At 55.9% G+C, this 15,094-nt stretch carries 11 protein-coding genes; 9 read left to right on the forward strand and 2 right to left on the reverse strand.

Features of this window, described 5'->3' with window-relative positions; genetic code table 11:
- Window positions 1-239 precede the first annotated feature (239 nt).
- The 9 genes from ENN66_08865 to ENN66_08905 all read left to right on the forward strand — a co-directional run bounded on the left by ENN66_08865 (window position 240) and on the right by ENN66_08905 (window position 13,594).
- Window positions 240-596 (forward strand): hypothetical protein, encoded by a 357-nt coding sequence (locus ENN66_08865; GenBank protein ID HDS16696.1) that lies wholly within the window; start codon window positions 240-242, stop codon window positions 594-596.
- A 369-nt stretch (window positions 597-965) separates the two neighbouring features.
- Window positions 966-2,810, forward strand: a complete 1,845-nt coding sequence (gene sppA, locus ENN66_08870) for a signal peptide peptidase SppA (GenBank protein ID HDS16697.1) — start codon at window positions 966-968, stop codon at window positions 2,808-2,810.
- Window positions 2,811-2,935: 125 nt separating this feature from the next.
- Complete coding sequence (locus ENN66_08875) at window positions 2,936-4,066, forward strand: glutamate synthase (GenBank protein ID HDS16698.1); 1,131 nt, start codon at window positions 2,936-2,938, stop codon at window positions 4,064-4,066.
- Window positions 4,027-5,682: a 4Fe-4S dicluster domain-containing protein gene (locus ENN66_08880; protein HDS16699.1), complete on the forward strand. Its 1,656-nt coding sequence runs from the start codon at window positions 4,027-4,029 to the stop codon at window positions 5,680-5,682. Before ENN66_08875 ends, ENN66_08880 begins: the two co-directional genes overlap by 40 nt.
- Before the next feature lie 90 nt (window positions 5,683-5,772).
- Window positions 5,773-8,085: a 4Fe-4S ferredoxin gene (locus ENN66_08885; GenBank protein ID HDS16700.1), complete on the forward strand. Its 2,313-nt coding sequence runs from the start codon at window positions 5,773-5,775 to the stop codon at window positions 8,083-8,085.
- 91 nt (window positions 8,086-8,176) lie between these two features.
- Window positions 8,177-9,553, forward strand: coding sequence for an amidophosphoribosyltransferase (locus ENN66_08890; protein ID HDS16701.1), 1,377 nt, complete (start codon window positions 8,177-8,179; stop codon window positions 9,551-9,553).
- 5 nt (window positions 9,554-9,558) lie between these two features.
- A complete protein-coding gene (locus ENN66_08895) occupies window positions 9,559-10,128 on the forward strand; it encodes an NUDIX hydrolase (GenBank protein HDS16702.1) in 570 nt (189 codons plus the stop codon).
- 16 nt (window positions 10,129-10,144) lie between these two features.
- Entirely contained in the window at window positions 10,145-11,803 is a 1,659-nt protein-coding gene (locus ENN66_08900; protein HDS16703.1) for an NAD+ synthase, read from the forward strand.
- 243 nt (window positions 11,804-12,046) lie between these two features.
- Entirely contained in the window at window positions 12,047-13,594 is a 1,548-nt protein-coding gene (locus ENN66_08905) for a methyl-accepting chemotaxis protein (protein HDS16704.1), read from the forward strand.
- A gap of 10 nt (window positions 13,595-13,604) precedes the next feature.
- Here the strand turns inward: ENN66_08905 and ENN66_08910 are convergent, their stop codons facing one another.
- Both ENN66_08910 and ENN66_08915 read right to left on the reverse strand, forming a co-directional pair.
- Window positions 13,605-13,973 carry a hypothetical protein gene (locus tag ENN66_08910; GenBank protein HDS16705.1) on the reverse strand — a complete coding sequence of 123 codons (369 nt, stop codon included), beginning with the start codon at window positions 13,971-13,973 and terminating at the stop codon, window positions 13,605-13,607.
- Window positions 13,974-14,025: 52 nt separating this feature from the next.
- A complete protein-coding gene (locus ENN66_08915) occupies window positions 14,026-15,087 on the reverse strand; it encodes a hypothetical protein (GenBank protein ID HDS16706.1) in 1,062 nt (353 codons plus the stop codon).
- Window positions 15,088-15,094 lie beyond the last annotated feature (7 nt).

Consider the following 15,094-nt stretch of genomic DNA (forward strand, 5'->3'; position numbering starts at 1 on the left):
CTCTAGCTCTTTACCGATGTCATGCCGTAATGTGACTGAAAAGAGGTCTCTCTGATTGGTTTTGCGGACTCTCATTTATTTGCTCCCGGGAGGATAAGTTTTCAATGATATCAATTGTTTACCGCCAAAGTACATAGCATATCGCCATGAAAATATAAAGCAAAAAACATAATTTTTATAATATTTTTAATCACTTATCGTTCCCGGATGGAAACTACCTCGGAGCCAATATTGAAGGGGTGGTCAAACCGGAGCAGCGGCAGCGCTTAAGCGGCAACTGGGACGCCCTACCGCCCAATGTCGCCCAGTACGGGCGCTCGGCCGATGAAATCTTTGCCGGTTATTATGAGGTCGAGAAAAAGGTCGGCTCGGATGAAATGAAGCATATTCCCTACGGCGCCATCGCCATGTTCACACTGGCCGACAAACTGGCCGCCGGACTCCAGCAGCTGCTGGCCGGAGCCCGCAAGTTCAATATCAACGAAATCACCCGGAATGAACTTTTTTCCGGCAACCGGGAAACCGAAGCCGTCACCGGCATCCCCTTTCTGACCGACGTCATGGATGACTCGGCCAAACAGATCCTGAAAGGCTGATAAAACCCGCTCGGCCGCCAAGATTAAGCCGCTGATCGTCGACTGTTTCAGGATTTTGAAGCTGCCGACGATCAGCGGCAAAAAGCAGTTCGTCCTTCCTTCAAACCACAGGTTAGCTCCCCCAACGATGATCAGTTTGTGGCCTTTTTCAGCTCAGACGCATGAGTCCCCTTCGTCCGGACCCGGATTGGCACTTGACATCTCGCTCATAATAAAGCTAAGAGTTTAAGCCGATCTGGCAAACAACCTTCAAACAGCTATCACATTCTGCTTGTTTACGGCCAATCGCACCCGACAGGGTGATTTTTCGCTGTCATTCCCCCTATAAAGGCTCGCGGATCGGCCCAAACTCAAGGATTTCCAGACAACATGAAAACAGTTCTTCGCTTTGCCGGCAAAGCCTGCGTTGCCTTCTGGCAGATGATTAATTTCGGCCGCAGACTGGTTGCCAACCTGCTTTTTATCGCCTTCATGAGCATTATTTTCTGTTTTTTTTTCAGCCTCCGTGGGGAAATCAGCCCGCCCAGACCCGCCGCCCTGATCCTTGAACCCCGCGGTTGGATCAGCGACAGACCACCCCCCGGCGATTCCCTGCAGGCCTGGCTGCGCCAGGAATTCGCGGAGCTGCAGGAAACCCCACTCCAGGAAATCATAGACGTTATCGCCGGGGCCGCCGCCGACCCCGGGATTCCACTGTTGGTTTTCAAACCCGAGCACATCCGACGAATAAATTTAAGTCAGATAGAAGCCATCAACCGCGCCCTCAAAGATTTTCAGGCCCGCAACAAGAAGGTTATCGCCGTCGCCGATCATTTTACTCAGAAGCACTATTTACTGGCCTGCCAGGCCGACGAGATCATTCTCAACCCCATCGGCGGGGTCGAGCTGGAAGGTTTTTCCAATTTTCGCCTCTATGCCGGAAGCGCCCTGGAAAAACTGAAGATTGATTTCCACCTCTTTCGTGCCGGCGCCTGCAAATCCGCTTTTGAACCTTTCATCCGCGACAGTATATCGCCGGAAGATCTGGAAGCGAGCCGATTCTGGCTTGAGGATCTCTGGCAAATCGCCCTTGAGCTGATTCAGACCGGACGCCCGCAAATCAGCGTCGGCGCCGTTCTGGACTATCTTGAAAACTACGACCGACACCTGTTGCTTCAGGAAGGTCACGCCGCGCGCGCCGCCCTGGCCGCTGGCCTCGTCGACCGTCTTCTGACCGGCCCCGAGCAACAACGCTATCTGGCGGCAATCATGGGCAACGATAAAGGCAAGGGTGACTTCAACCACATTGCGGGAGAAGATTACAGCCGCAGCTGTCAAAAATCCTTCACCCGTCCCCGCACCTCTGAAAAGATTGCCATCATCAGCGCCCAAGGCACAATCATGCCCGGCCATCAGCCAAGCCATCTGCTCGGGGCCGGGAATTTAACAAGACTTCTGCGCCAGGCCCGCGAAGATGCCGGCATCAAGGCCATCGTCCTGCGCCTGGACAGCGGCGGCGGGAGTCTGACGGCCTCGGAAATCATTCGGGCCGAGCTTCTGAATCTCAAAGAAAGCGGCAAAACAATCGTGGTTTCAATGGCCGGTTTGGCCGCCTCCGGAGCTTACTGGATTGCCGCCGACGCCGATGAAATCTGGGCCGAGGCCAGCACCTTGACCGGCTCCATCGGGGTTTTCGGGGCCTGGCCGGGTTTCGACCGCAGCCTCGACGCCCTGGGACTGCACAGTGACGGCTTCGGCACCACCGCGACCGCCGGCCAGCTCGACCCAACCCGACCCCTGCCTCCAGCCCGGGCCCGGGCTCTGCAACTAAGTGTCAATCAAGGGTACCAGCGTTTCCTTGAAATTGTTGCCGGAGGCCGGCACTTAAATCCCCAGGAAGTCATGCGGGCCGCGGAAGGCCGGGTCTTTTCCGGGCGCCAGGCCAAGGCCCTGGGCCTGGTTGATCATCTCGGATCACTGGCCGACGCCGTCAGCGCGGCCGCAGCCCGGGTCGGTCTCAAGCCGGCAGACGCCTTCTATCTGCAAGCCGAGGAAAAAGGCCTGTCCTTTTACAAAAACATTCTCCAACAGGCCGGCACCGTGCTCCGGTTTTCCCGTTTACCGACACACTGGCTTCGTTTTTTCCTGCCGGCGAGCCCGGTCTTCAGCAACCTGCCAGGTTATGCCGATCCGCGAAATCTTTATGCCGACAGCTTGCTCGAAACGAAAGAATAAAAAAATAAAAAACCAACTTAGCCTTTTTGTCTGGTTTGACAAAAGCAACAAAAACTACTATAGAGCTTCCCTTTTTTTACCAGCGATTCTTTTCAGTTCATATCCGATACAAGGAGAAATCTACAATGTGCCGGCTAAGGGCCATAATTTCAGACAGTTACTTCTCCCCAATGGAGAATATCATGGCCCTGGAAACGATGAAGGAAGGGCATGACGGCTCCGGCCTCGGCCTGGTTCTGCGAGACCTGGGCGGAGGGTTTCTTGGTTTGAAAGAGTTTCCCATCCTCTCCGGCATCTGCAGCAAGGAGGGCCTGCGGGTCATGGATGAATACATGGTAAAGCTTGGCTTCAAGACCAAACACCTCTGGAATCCACGTATCAAAAATTATCGGGGAGGTCTTAAAGCCCGGGGGTTTTATTTTGCCAGAGCCTATGAATATCCGGAAGAGGTCGAGGATGCCGGAGCCGAGGTCAAACACACTCTGCTGCTGAAAACCAGGCTGGAACTACAGAAAATGGGCCAGGAAGATGATTCAATCATCATCTTCTCCTTCTGGCCCGACCTGATCACCCTGAAAGAAGTCGGGGACCCCCTCGATATCGGGCTTTTTTTCGGCCTTGACCATAAACCTCTGCTCGCCAAAAACATCTTCGCCCAGGGTCGCCAGAACACCAACTACGCCATTAACCTCTACGCCTGTCATCCCTTTTTCATCGGCGGCTATTCGACCATGACCAACGGCGAGAACACGGCCTTTGTCCCGATTCGTGAATTTCTCACCAGCCGGAATTTTCCCGGCTACGTTGGCTATCGCAGTGACTCGGAAGTATTCTGCCATATTCTCCATTTTGTCCGTGAAAAACTCAAGTTCCCACTCAGATATTACAAGGATGTGATCACCCCCCTGTTTAACCGGGAGATGGAGGAGCGCAGCGACAGAAACGCCATTGAACTGATCAAAAGGGTATTAAGGCCTTTGACCATTGACGGCCCCAACTGCGTGATCGGCACGGATATCGACGGCACGGTTTTCATGGTCCAGGATGCCAAAAAGCTGCGGCCCGGGGCCATCGGCGGAGTCCCGGGCAAGTATGCCTTGATGTCGGAGATCTGCGGTATTGACACGGTCATTCCGGATCGGGATCGCAATAAAGATGTTTTTCCCATGAAATATGATATGGCCATGATCAGCAAAGATGCCAAGGAGATCAAGATATGGAATCAAAGACACGGCTCGATGTCAACGGTCAACTGACCTTAAAAGAGCTGCCCTATATAATCCGCTGGGACGCCGATAAATGTGCGCGCTGTGGCCAGTGTACCGCGGTTTGCCCGCAAAAAGCGATCGAGCCCGCGGTCCTGGTCCAGCGTCTGGTGCGTTCCGAAGGGCCGCTGCCGTTGCCGCAGACGGTGCGCCGGGTCGGTCATGGCATTCGGCAGGTCACCGATATCGAACGCTACTGCGTCGGTTGTGGGGTCTGTTCTCAAGTCTGCCCCAACAATGCAATTTTCCCTGAATATAACGACGCCAATAAATTCGCCTTCCATAAAAACCAGGGCGGCAGCCCCTATAAACGCGGTGGTCGGCGCAACAGCACCGAAACCTCCACCCTGGATAAATTGAAATTTACCCGCATCTCGATGCTCACCGACCCGGCCCTGGACGCCGGACGCCACGAATTTCATATTCGTACCCTGCTCGGCCGCAACCTATCTCCGGAAAACATGCCGCTCATCGTCAGGGATGACGAACTCGGCCTGGACGAATCAATCTATATTCCGCCGGTTCGCGAAATCTTTCCGATTCGCATCGGCGGCATGTCCTTTGGAGCGCTTTCTCCCCACCTGTGGGAAGGACTGGCGATGGGAGTCGCCTACCTCAACGAGGTCGAAAACCTGCCGGTAGTGATGTGCACCGGTGAAGGCGGCATGCCGCCACGGCTTCTGAAATCGCGTTTCCTCAAATACTTCATCCTGCAAATCGCCTCCGGTTATTTCGGTTGGGACGAGATTATCCACGCTATTCCCGAGATGAAGGAAGACCCGGCCGCCATCGAGATCAAATACGGTCAGGGGGCCAAACCGGGCGACGGCGGCCTGCTGATGGCCTTTAAGGTACTTGACCTGATCGCCAAGGTTCGCGGCGTGCCTACCCGAATCGACCTGGCCTCACCTCCGACGCATCAGACCAAATATTCAATCGAGGAAGCCGTGGCCAAGATGTTGACTTCAATGTCGATGGCCTTTGGTTTCCGGGTTCCGGTCTATCCCAAGATTTCAGGTACCAAAACCGCGACTGCGGTCCTCAACAATTTGGCTCGCAACCCTTTTGCCGCGGCCCTGACGATTGACGGCGAGGATGGCGGCACCGGCGCGGCCTATAATGTTTCGGTTGATAAAATGGGGCATCCGATCGCTTCCAACCTGCGTGAATGCTATCTCAATCTGGTCAAAATCGGACGTCAGAACGAGCTTCCCCTGTTTGCGGCCGGCGGGGTCGGCAAAACCGGGTCTCTGGCCGCCAATGCTGCGGCCCTGATCATGCTCGGCGCCTCCGGCGTGGATTGCGGCAAGTATATCATGCAGGCCGCCGCCGGTTGTCTCGGAGACGAAAGAAACCACTGCAACCTCTGCAACCTCGGCCGCTGCCCCAGGGGCATCACCACTCAGGATCCGCGCCTTTATCGGCGGCTTGACCCCGACAAGGTCGCTGAACGGGTGGTTGACATCTTCAAGGCGGCTGACGCGGAGCTCAAAAAGATTTTCGTCCCGATGGGCCGCAGCACCCAGCTGCCGATCGGCATGTCGGACGGTTTGAGCGTTGGAGAAAAAGCGATTGCCGAGCAGCTACACATTAGTTACGCCTGCTAGGCGTAAGCAGAGAAAAGCCGGCCCGACGAGCCCGGCCCGCTCTGAAACCGGGCTGAAAATTAAGCAAATTTTTGATCTAGGATTTTGACGATGCACGAAATCAGCGGCATTGTAATCGATAAAAGAATCTCCTCGAAGGAACTGGAAGAGAAAATTCAGGCCGCGGTCAAAAGCGGCCGCCGTGAACTTAAGATTTATGCCGACGGTCAGCACGGCATCGGCGGACGGCTGCGACCGACACCGGAAAATAAAAAACTGATCGTCGAAGGAAGCTCCGGCCAGCGGCTCGGCGGCATGGGCATGATGGGCACGGAAATTCTGGTCAATGGTTCCTGCTCGGACGATGTCGGCTGGCTTAACTGCGGAGCCAAAATCACGGTTTTAGGAGATGTCGCCAACGGCGCGCACAACGCCGGAGCCCAGGGAATTTTATATGTCCAGGGCGGCGGTGGGGCTCGCTGCGACACGATGACCAAATACAATCCGCGCTTTGAACCTCTGCAGTCCTGGTATTTTCGCGATGTCGGTGATTCGTTCGCCGAATTCAAGGCCGGCGGCATCGCCGTCGTCTGCGGAGTCAATCCTCGCCATCCGGATAACATTCTCGGCTATCGTCCCTGCGTCGGCATGGTGGGCGGTACCATCTACTTCTGCGGCAAAACCGAAAATCACAGCCGCCAGGACAGTCGCATCGACAGACTCAATGATCAGGACTGGGCCTGGCTGACCGCTAACCTGCCGACCTATCTCGAAGCAATCGACCGCCTCTCCTACCTGGAGGAGCTGACCCATCGCGACGCCTGGCAGAAGATTGTCGCCCTGTCCCCGGAAGAAAGAAGCGATCTCGGCGGTGAACGGCTGTCGCTACCGGCTTTTCGGCTTGGCACCTGGGAGCACGAAGTCGGCAAAGGCGGCATTGTGGGAGAACTTTTGCCCATCGAAGAACGCAGTCTGGTTCCTTATATCGCTTCCGGCGCGGATCGGCGTTTTTATCCGACCTGGAATAATGACCACTACAGCGCACCCTGCGCTTACAACTGCCCTACCGACATTCCCACCCAGATCCGCACACGACTGATCCGTGAAGGCCGGTTGGAAGAGATGCTCTCCCTGGTGCTGGAATATTCTCCTCTGCCGGCCACCGTCTGCGGCAAGGTCTGCCCCAACCCCTGCATGGAGGCCCGCAGCCGCGGAGTGCTGTTGCAGGAAGCGGTTGAAATCGGTTTTCTCGACAGCCTCAGCCTGGAAACCCCGGCACCGCGCCGGGCCGCGGCCCGGCCGGAAAAAGTCGCGGTTATCGGCGGGGGGCCGGCCGGCCTGGCGGCCGCCTGGAAACTGGCCCTGGAAGGCATCGAAGCGACGATTTACGAACGTGAAAACGAACTCGGTGGCAAAATTTATCAGTGCATTCCAGAGGATCGCCTGCCACGTGAAATTCTGGGCCGGGAACTTGAGCGCCTGCGCTCCCTCGGCATCAAAATAAAAACCGGTACCCTTGTCGATCAAAAGAAATATCAGGAAATCGTCAAAAAACACGACGCCGTGATTCTGGCCAGCGGAGCCCATGCCCCACGTATGATTCCCTTTCCCGGCTACGAGGATGTCATTCCCGGGATTGTTTTTCTGAAGGCGATCAATAACCGGCAACCCATGCGCATGGCTGGTCAGCAGGTGGTCATTATCGGGGCCGGCAATGTCGGCATGGATATCGCTGTCGAAGCTTATAACCTGGGCGCGGCCTCGGTCATCGCCGTTGACATTCAGGCCCCCGCCAGTTTCGGCAAAGAGCAGAAAATGGCGGGGGCTCGCGGCACCAGGATTCTCTACCCGAAATTCACCGATCGCTACGTCAAAAGCGAGAAGAAGATCTATTTCAAAGACGGCAGCCATCTCGATGTCGACGCGGTGCTGATCTCAATCGGCGAAAGCCCGGAACTCGACTATCTGCCCGCAAGTCTGGCCCGTGAACGTGGTTACCTGACGATCGACCAGTGGGGGCGCACCAATCAGAGCCGGATTTACGCCGTCGGCGATGTCACGGCTCCGGGCCTGATCACTCACGCCCTGGGTGCCGGCCGCCACGCGGCTCAGGCCGTCATTGCCGATTTCGATGGGGTGCTACCGGAGTCCGGCAAGAGCAAGATGATTGATTACAGCCGGATTCGGGCCGAATATTACGGACGTGACCGGCAAAAAAGGCTGCAGACGGAGACAGTGAAGCCCTGCGCTGTCTGTCTTGCGGCACCTGCCGTGACTGTTCGACCTGTGAAGAGGCCTGTTTTCGGGGCGCGATCAGTCGTCTGGAAACCGACAACGGCGGATTCCGGTATGTCGTTGACGAAAAACTCTGCATCGACTGCGGTTTTTGCGTGGCCGTTTGTCCCTGCGGCATCTGGCATATGAATCCGGCAAAATAGCCGCATTCCCGGCTTCCGGCACAGACCGGGAGCCGTTTTTTAACCAATCTCAGCAACAGACCAATGAGCACTAATCTATGTGCGGAATAATCGGCGTTTACGATCATCCGGAAGCCAGCAATCTGGCTTATCTCGGACTTTACGCGATGCAGCATCGGGGGCAGGAAAGTGCCGGTATCATCTCCACCGACGGCCTTGATTTCTATTCCCATAAAGCGATGGGACTGGTGGCCGACATCTTCCCTCAGGAGGTTATCAGCCGTCTGCCGGGCAGGACCGCCATCGGTCATGTCCGCTATTCGACAACCGGAGCCAATCTGCTCAGCAACAGCCAGCCGTTCATGATCAACTATGCGCATGGCACCCTGGCCATCGCTCACAACGGCAACTTGGTCAACGCTGAAAAAATCAAGCATGATCTGATCAAGAAAGGTTCGATCTTCCAGTCCTCGATGGATACCGAGGTCATCATGCACCTGATCGCCGGTTTCCAGGAGCCCGACCTTGTTGAAGGCATTGCCGCCGCTCTGAAAAGAGTCCGCGGGGCTTATTCCCTGATCTTCATGAATCATGATCGCCTAATCGCAGCCCGCGATCCATACGGAATTCGCCCTCTGGTTCTCGGCAAACTTGATAAAACCTGGGTCGTCGCCTCGGAAACCTGTGTCTTCGACCTGATCGAAGCTGAATTTGTGCGCGAGATTGATCCCGGAGAGCTTCTGGTCATCAACGGTCAGAAACTCAAATCATACCATCCTTTTCCGCCCTGCAAAACAGCCAACTGCATTTTTGAACATATCTATTTTGCCCGGCCAGACAGCATCGTTTTTGGTGACACGGTCTATGATGTCCGCAAAAAACTGGGTCGTCTGCTGGCGCGGGAACATCCGATCGACGCCGACATGGTGGTTCCGGTGCCGGACTCCGGCATTCCGGCGGCTATCGGCTATGCCCAGGAGCTCGGAATTCCATTTGAACTGGCCCTGATCCGCAACCACTACGTGGGACGCACTTTCATCGAACCCAGCCAGTCGATCCGCCATTTTGGCGTCAAAATCAAACTCAACGCCATCAAAAGCATGTTCGCTGGGAAAAAGGTCGTCGTGGTCGATGACTCGATCGTCCGCGGGACCACGGCCCGGAAAATCATCAAAATGATCCGTGCGGCCGGGGCTCGGGAAATCCATGTCCGGATCAGCTCACCGCCGACCGACTACCCCTGCTATTACGGCATCGACACCCCGACCCGCAAGGAACTGATCGCCTCCAGTCATACGGTGGATGACATCCGCCGCTATATCACCGCCGACTCTCTCGGCTATATCAGCAGCAGGAACCTAACCGAGGTGGTCAACTGTCAGCATTGTTTCTGTGATGCCTGTTTTACCGGCAAATATCCGATCACCTTTCCCGGCATTGAGGGTCCCCAGCTGCTCCAGCCCAGACTGTTCTGAAAACCATGCATAATTCAGCCGACGACCCCAAACCATGGAAACTTCTCGACCATAAACCCGGACCCGATCTCAAACTTTTTGCCAGTCGCTTTGAAGAAAGGCTTAATCCGCGTAACGGCAAGTCCCTGGAATGCCTGATTCTTGATTCCCGTGATTGGGTCAACGTCGTCGCCCTGACCCCGCAGCGCGAGGTTGTTCTGGTCAAACAGTTTCGTTTCGGCAGCGGCACGGTCACGGTTGAAATCCCCGGCGGGGTCATCGATTCCGGGGAAGAGTCCGGCGCGGCGGCCAGGCGTGAGCTGCGTGAAGAAACCGGCTACGCTACGAAGAAATGGACCTACCTCGGAGCCAGCGAACCAAATCCGGCCATCCTCAATAATCTCTGCCACCACTGGCTGGCCGAGGATGTCGAGAAACAACACCCCGTCAACCCGGATGAAGGCGAAGATATCGCCGTCATCACCGCCGGAATCAACGAGATCAGAGAGGCGATCATGAAGGGCCGACTGCGCCACGCCCTGGCAATCGCCGGATTGGCCCTGGTTTTTGATCTACGTAACCGAGTCGAAAAATAAGCAGGTTGCAAAAAACATGAACATAGCTCTGGCCCAGCTTAACCCCACCGTCGGCGACCTGGACGGCAACCTTGAAAAAATACGTTTCAGTCTGGAGGAAAGCCAACGGGCCGGAGCCGACCTTTTGCTGTTCCCCGAGCTCTTTCTCACCGGCTATCCCCCGCGCGATCTCCTGGAACGGGAAGCCTTCATCAACAACTGCGAAGAGAGCCTGGAGAAACTCAAAAGGATCTCCGCTACCCGCCCGCAAACCGCCATCCTGGTGGGCGGCATCAGCCGGGCTCACCATCAAAGCGGCAAAAGGCTGCATAACTGTGCTTTTTTCCTGGCGGCGGGAGAGCTCCTCTTTGTTCAGGCCAAAAGCCTGTTGCCGGCCTACGATGTTTTTGATGAGACCCGTTATTTCGAACCTGCGGATAAGGTCCGAACCTTTTCCTGGCGGGATGAGATTATCGGCATCTCAATCTGCGAAGACGCCTGGAATGAAGCCGACGGCGACCACCAGCCACTTTACGATCGAAATCCTCTGCTGCAGCTGCGTCAGGCCGGTGCGACCCTGCTCATCAACCTTTCCGCCTCTCCCTACTATCTCGGCAAGGACGAGTTGCGGGCCGAACTTCTCTGCCGGCAATGCCGCCGCCTCAAACTGCCCCTGCTGATGGTCAACCAGATCGGCGGCAATGATGAACTTATTTTCGACGGCGGCAGCCTGGCCATCACCCCGAGCGGGGAAATCTGGGAACAAGCCCCGCAATTCATTGAAAAGATTATTTATGTTAATTCCTGTGAGCTAAAAACCTGCCCTGCCCCCAAACTCGGGCGAAAGTGCCGGGAAGACGAACTCGATCGGCTGGAAAATGCCCTGGTGCTGGGGATTTCGGATTATTTTCGAAAATGCGGTTTTAACCGGGCCGTCATCGGCCTCTCCGGAGGCATCGATTCGGCCCTGACCTGCGCCTTGGCGGTCAAGGCCCTGGGCGCCGGCCACGTCCGTGGCATCACCATGCCCTCACCCTATTCCTCGCCCGGCAGCGTTGCGGACTCTCTCCACCTGGCGGAAAATCTAGGCATCGCTTTTGACGTTTTACCGATCGATACCATTTTTCAAGGCTACCGCAGCAGCCTTGAAAATATCTTTGCCGGTACGTCTGAAGGCTTGGCGGAGGAAAACCTTCAGGCCCGCATTCGCGGTAATCTGTTAATGGCGGTAGCCAATAAATTCAACCTGCTGCTGCTGGCCACCGGCAATAAAAGCGAACTGGCAGTCGGTTACTGTACCCTCTACGGCGACATGTGCGGCGGCCTGGCTCCGATTTCCGATTTACCCAAGGGCATGGTCTACAAACTGGCGTTCCATCTCAACCGCAACCGGGAGATAATTCCAGCCGCCACCCTGGACAAGGAACCCTCGGCAGAACTGCGACCAGACCAGAAAGATCTTGATTCCCTGCCCCCATACGACCTCCTCGACCAAGTTCTCGAACTCTACATTGACGAGGGGCTTGACGAAATGGAAATCAGGCACCGCACCGGTTTTGCCACAGACACGATAGAGCGCATCATAACCCTGATAAAACGTAATGAATACAAACGCCGCCAAGCTTCACCCGGCCTGAAGGTCACCGGCAAAGCCTTCGGCTGCGGCCGCCGCATGCCGATCGCGGCCCGCTTCTAGACCGCGACGCCGTTTGCCGAAAGCGACCGGCTGATAAAAAACAGATCCGCTTTCCTTTTCTCCCAAGCCCCCCGGCAAAACCTGCGCCTCCACCCCGGAAAACATAACATAAAGACCCCAGACCTCGGTGCATCATTGGGGCATCATTATTTCGCCGGCCAAGGTCTCGCCTGGTGTACCATCAATTGCAACCGGAGCCAGAACCGCTCGCCTCACAAAATCCAGCATATCCTTTTACTGAATATGGACTTGACAAAAAGAGCGTCATTAAGGTATGGCATTAAATTATCTACAACTGCCAGAATAAAACAGGTTCACAACAGACCAGAGAAGTATTTTCACCAGAATACAGCGAGAGAAGGTGGATTTATGGACATCGAAAACAAATCTGTGGACAACAATTTTTCTTCCGAGATAGAACATCGTATAAAAAAAGTCGCCGAGGATGCCGGAAAAATGGTGATCGACATCGCCGACATCGCCGGGGAGGTCGACAGTATCGGCGAACAGACCGAACAACAGGCGACGGAATTCGACAAGCTTCGGCAGGCCACCCTGGTTATGCAGGAAAACACCCAAGCCATCAACGGGGCCATCAGCAACGGCATCGAAGTAGCGGGCAACGCCGGACAGGATCTGCGCAATTCACGCGCTCAGATCGACAGCTCCCTGAATCAGATCGACAACCTGGCCGCCTCGGTCCAATCGATTGCCGGAACCCTGAAAAATCTGGTCCAGGCGCTGAGAGAAGTTCGCCGAGCCGCCCAGACCATTCGGACCATTGCCGGGCAAACTAATCTTCTGGCTCTGAACGCAACCATTGAAGCCGCCCGGGCCGGCGAAGCCGGACGAGGTTTCGCCGTCGTGGCCGGAGAGGTCAAAGTCTTGGCCGGACAGACGGCCCAGGCCACCAAGCAAATCGACGGCACCCTTGATAATCTCGACAACCAGATCAAACAACTCCAGAGTGAAAGCGAACGCGGCAATCAGGATTCAGTCAAAGTTCAGACCGAAACCAGGGAAATCGGCACCGCCTTGGAAGTGGTTGCCGAGGCGGTCGCCAAGGTTAACGCCGAACTGTCCAGTATCGGCGGACATACGCAAAGCATTACCCACAGCGCCGCCCAGGTCTCGGAAGGGCTGAGCAAGCTTGATCGCAGTCTCGAAGAAAGCCGCGGCAATATCAAGTCCTGCCGAACCCAGCTCAACCGGCTGCGCGATTTCGGTGAAGGCCTGATCCTGACCACCAACCAGCTCGGCGTCGAAACCAAGGACAGTCATTTCATCAATGAAGTCATGCAAGGCGCCGCCGAAATCGGCAAAAGGTTAACTCAGGCTCTGGAGCAGAACCGGATTTCAAGCCGTGACCTTTTTGATCAGGATTATCAGCCTATCGCCGGAACCGATCCCCCCCAGTTCACAACCAGGGCGACGAACTTTCTGGAGAGCCTGCTGCCCGATTTGCAGGAAACCCTGCTCACAAGAGAACCGGATCTGATCTTTGCCGTGGCGATCGACAGCAACGGCTACCTCCCGGTTCATAACCGAAAATACTCGCAACCGCAGAAACCCAACGACCCGGTCTGGAATGCCGCCAACTGCCGCAACAAAAGAATGTTTAACGACCGGGTCGGCCTCGCCGCCGGCCGGAACCGCGAAGGTTTTCTGATGCAGGCTTACCGACGTGACATGGGGGGCGGCAATTTCGCCATGATGAAGGATATTTCGGCTCCGATCATGGTTCAGGGACGTCACTGGGGCGCCCTGCGAGCCGCCTACAAGAGCAGCTAGACGAGCGCTCCTAACGGGCTTTCAGATAAATATCCGTGATCTGCGGATAAAGATTTGCATCGGGATCGACCACGACCACCACCTGGCGGCCTCCATTAATCGCAGCCAAAGCCACCGCCAACATCATTTTCGCTCTTTCCTGAGGCAGTAAAAACCATTTGCCGACGAACGCCGGCTCGGCGGCCAGATCGGTCAACGCCACGAAGGTCTCGTTTGGACCCGGCCCGGCCAAGTCCACCGTACAGGTAAACCAACTGCTTTCGGCGAGCACCGGCAGCGGGCGAAGAAAAAGCAAGAAAAACATCCCCCAAAGCACCAACAAACCGGCAACGGTAAGCCCGCCCGTTTTCAGATAACCATCTTTTTTTGCCGGCTTCATAACCCGCCCTCCCTATTATCAGCTACAAAATCCACAAAGTTATTTTCCACTTTCAGTCCTCGTCCAGAAGCAGCGGCAGCCAGTCTTCCAGAACCGGAGCCTCCGGCTCAACCAGCAAGGCACCGTCATAAACCAGATAGCAGGCCGCGCAGGCAACATGCGCGGCCCGATATTTAATTCGCATGTAGCCCTCTTCCCCCCAGGCTTTTCCCCAGGAATTACGCAGAATCCAGTAACCATCGCCACCGTTGTCATCCCATCCAACCAGGGCCACCGTGTGATCACTGACCGCATAATAACAGACCCCGCTGTAGACATCCTCACACACAGTCGCGCCATCATCGTACAGGCCGCTGTGATAAGCATCAAAAGCGCTGTTGGTCAACACCGAGGCATCCACCGCGCCAAACCAGCGAATCGCCGCCTTGATCGCAGCGACATCATTACAGGGCAGACGATGCCAGGCGGAAAAACGCACGGTGGCAACCGGCAGTTCAAGAGAACAGCCCGTTTTTTTCGGATCATAAGGAAAAACCCTTTCCTCGCAGACCCCATCTTGCACCAGTGCTGACAGCTCTTCATACTCATAATTGGAACCATAGCAGCCATCAAATCCCGAATAAAGCTTTGAGAGGCAAAAAGCGACAAAAGCTTCGGAAAAATCGATACAGTTCTCATTCCAACTGCCGGTCGCGGCATTATATACCGCTTCCGCGGCGGCGCAGGCGCTGAAGGCGTAGCAGGCTCCGCAACCACCCTGCTGGCGAATGGGGCCAAGGTAGCAGCGCCCCATCACGTCACGCCAGTCAAAGCGTTCCGGGAGAGGGCGTCCAAGATATTCACGCAGCGGACCAAGACTGCAGGCGCCGCTCGCCTGACGCAGGATTTCAGTCCCGTGGCGCCGACTCCGCAGCCCCTCCCGCTGCTCCCGGGGAAGTTTGGTCAGCCAGTTCTCCGCCACCGTGAACGCATAGCCGTTGGCGCTGATTTTTTCCTGAATCCGGGCGAGGCCCTCATACTTCAGAAACGGAATTCCGGCCCGCGGCGAAGCGGCCGCGCCCCCCCCTGGAGACAACAGCAAGAGCAAAACCCAGAACAAGACCGCTCTTTTCACTATTCCC

The organism is Pseudomonadota bacterium (assembly GCA_011049115.1).
Classification (GTDB): domain Bacteria; phylum Desulfobacterota; class Anaeroferrophillalia; order Anaeroferrophillales; family Tharpellaceae; genus DSCM01.

Bases quoted from the DNA above. Each gene is read 5' to 3' on its own strand.
- ENN66_08875 (HDS16698.1), top strand. From the start codon at position 2,936: ATGTGCCGGCTAAGGGCCATAATTTCAGACAGTTACTTCTCCCCAATG.
- ENN66_08885 (HDS16700.1), top strand. From the start codon at position 5,773: ATGCACGAAATCAGCGGCATTGTAATCGATAAAAGAATCTCCTCGAAG.
- ENN66_08880 (HDS16699.1), top strand. From the start codon at position 4,027: ATGGAATCAAAGACACGGCTCGATGTCAACGGTCAACTGACCTTAAAA.
- ENN66_08910 (HDS16705.1), bottom strand. From the start codon at position 13,973: ATGAAGCCGGCAAAAAAAGATGGTTATCTGAAAACGGGCGGGCTTACC.
- ENN66_08905 (HDS16704.1), top strand. From the start codon at position 12,047: ATGGACTTGACAAAAAGAGCGTCATTAAGGTATGGCATTAAATTATCT.
- ENN66_08895 (HDS16702.1), top strand. From the start codon at position 9,559: ATGCATAATTCAGCCGACGACCCCAAACCATGGAAACTTCTCGACCAT.
- sppA (HDS16697.1), top strand. From the start codon at position 966: ATGAAAACAGTTCTTCGCTTTGCCGGCAAAGCCTGCGTTGCCTTCTGG.
- ENN66_08900 (HDS16703.1), top strand. From the start codon at position 10,145: ATGAACATAGCTCTGGCCCAGCTTAACCCCACCGTCGGCGACCTGGAC.
- ENN66_08890 (HDS16701.1), top strand. From the start codon at position 8,177: ATGTGCGGAATAATCGGCGTTTACGATCATCCGGAAGCCAGCAATCTG.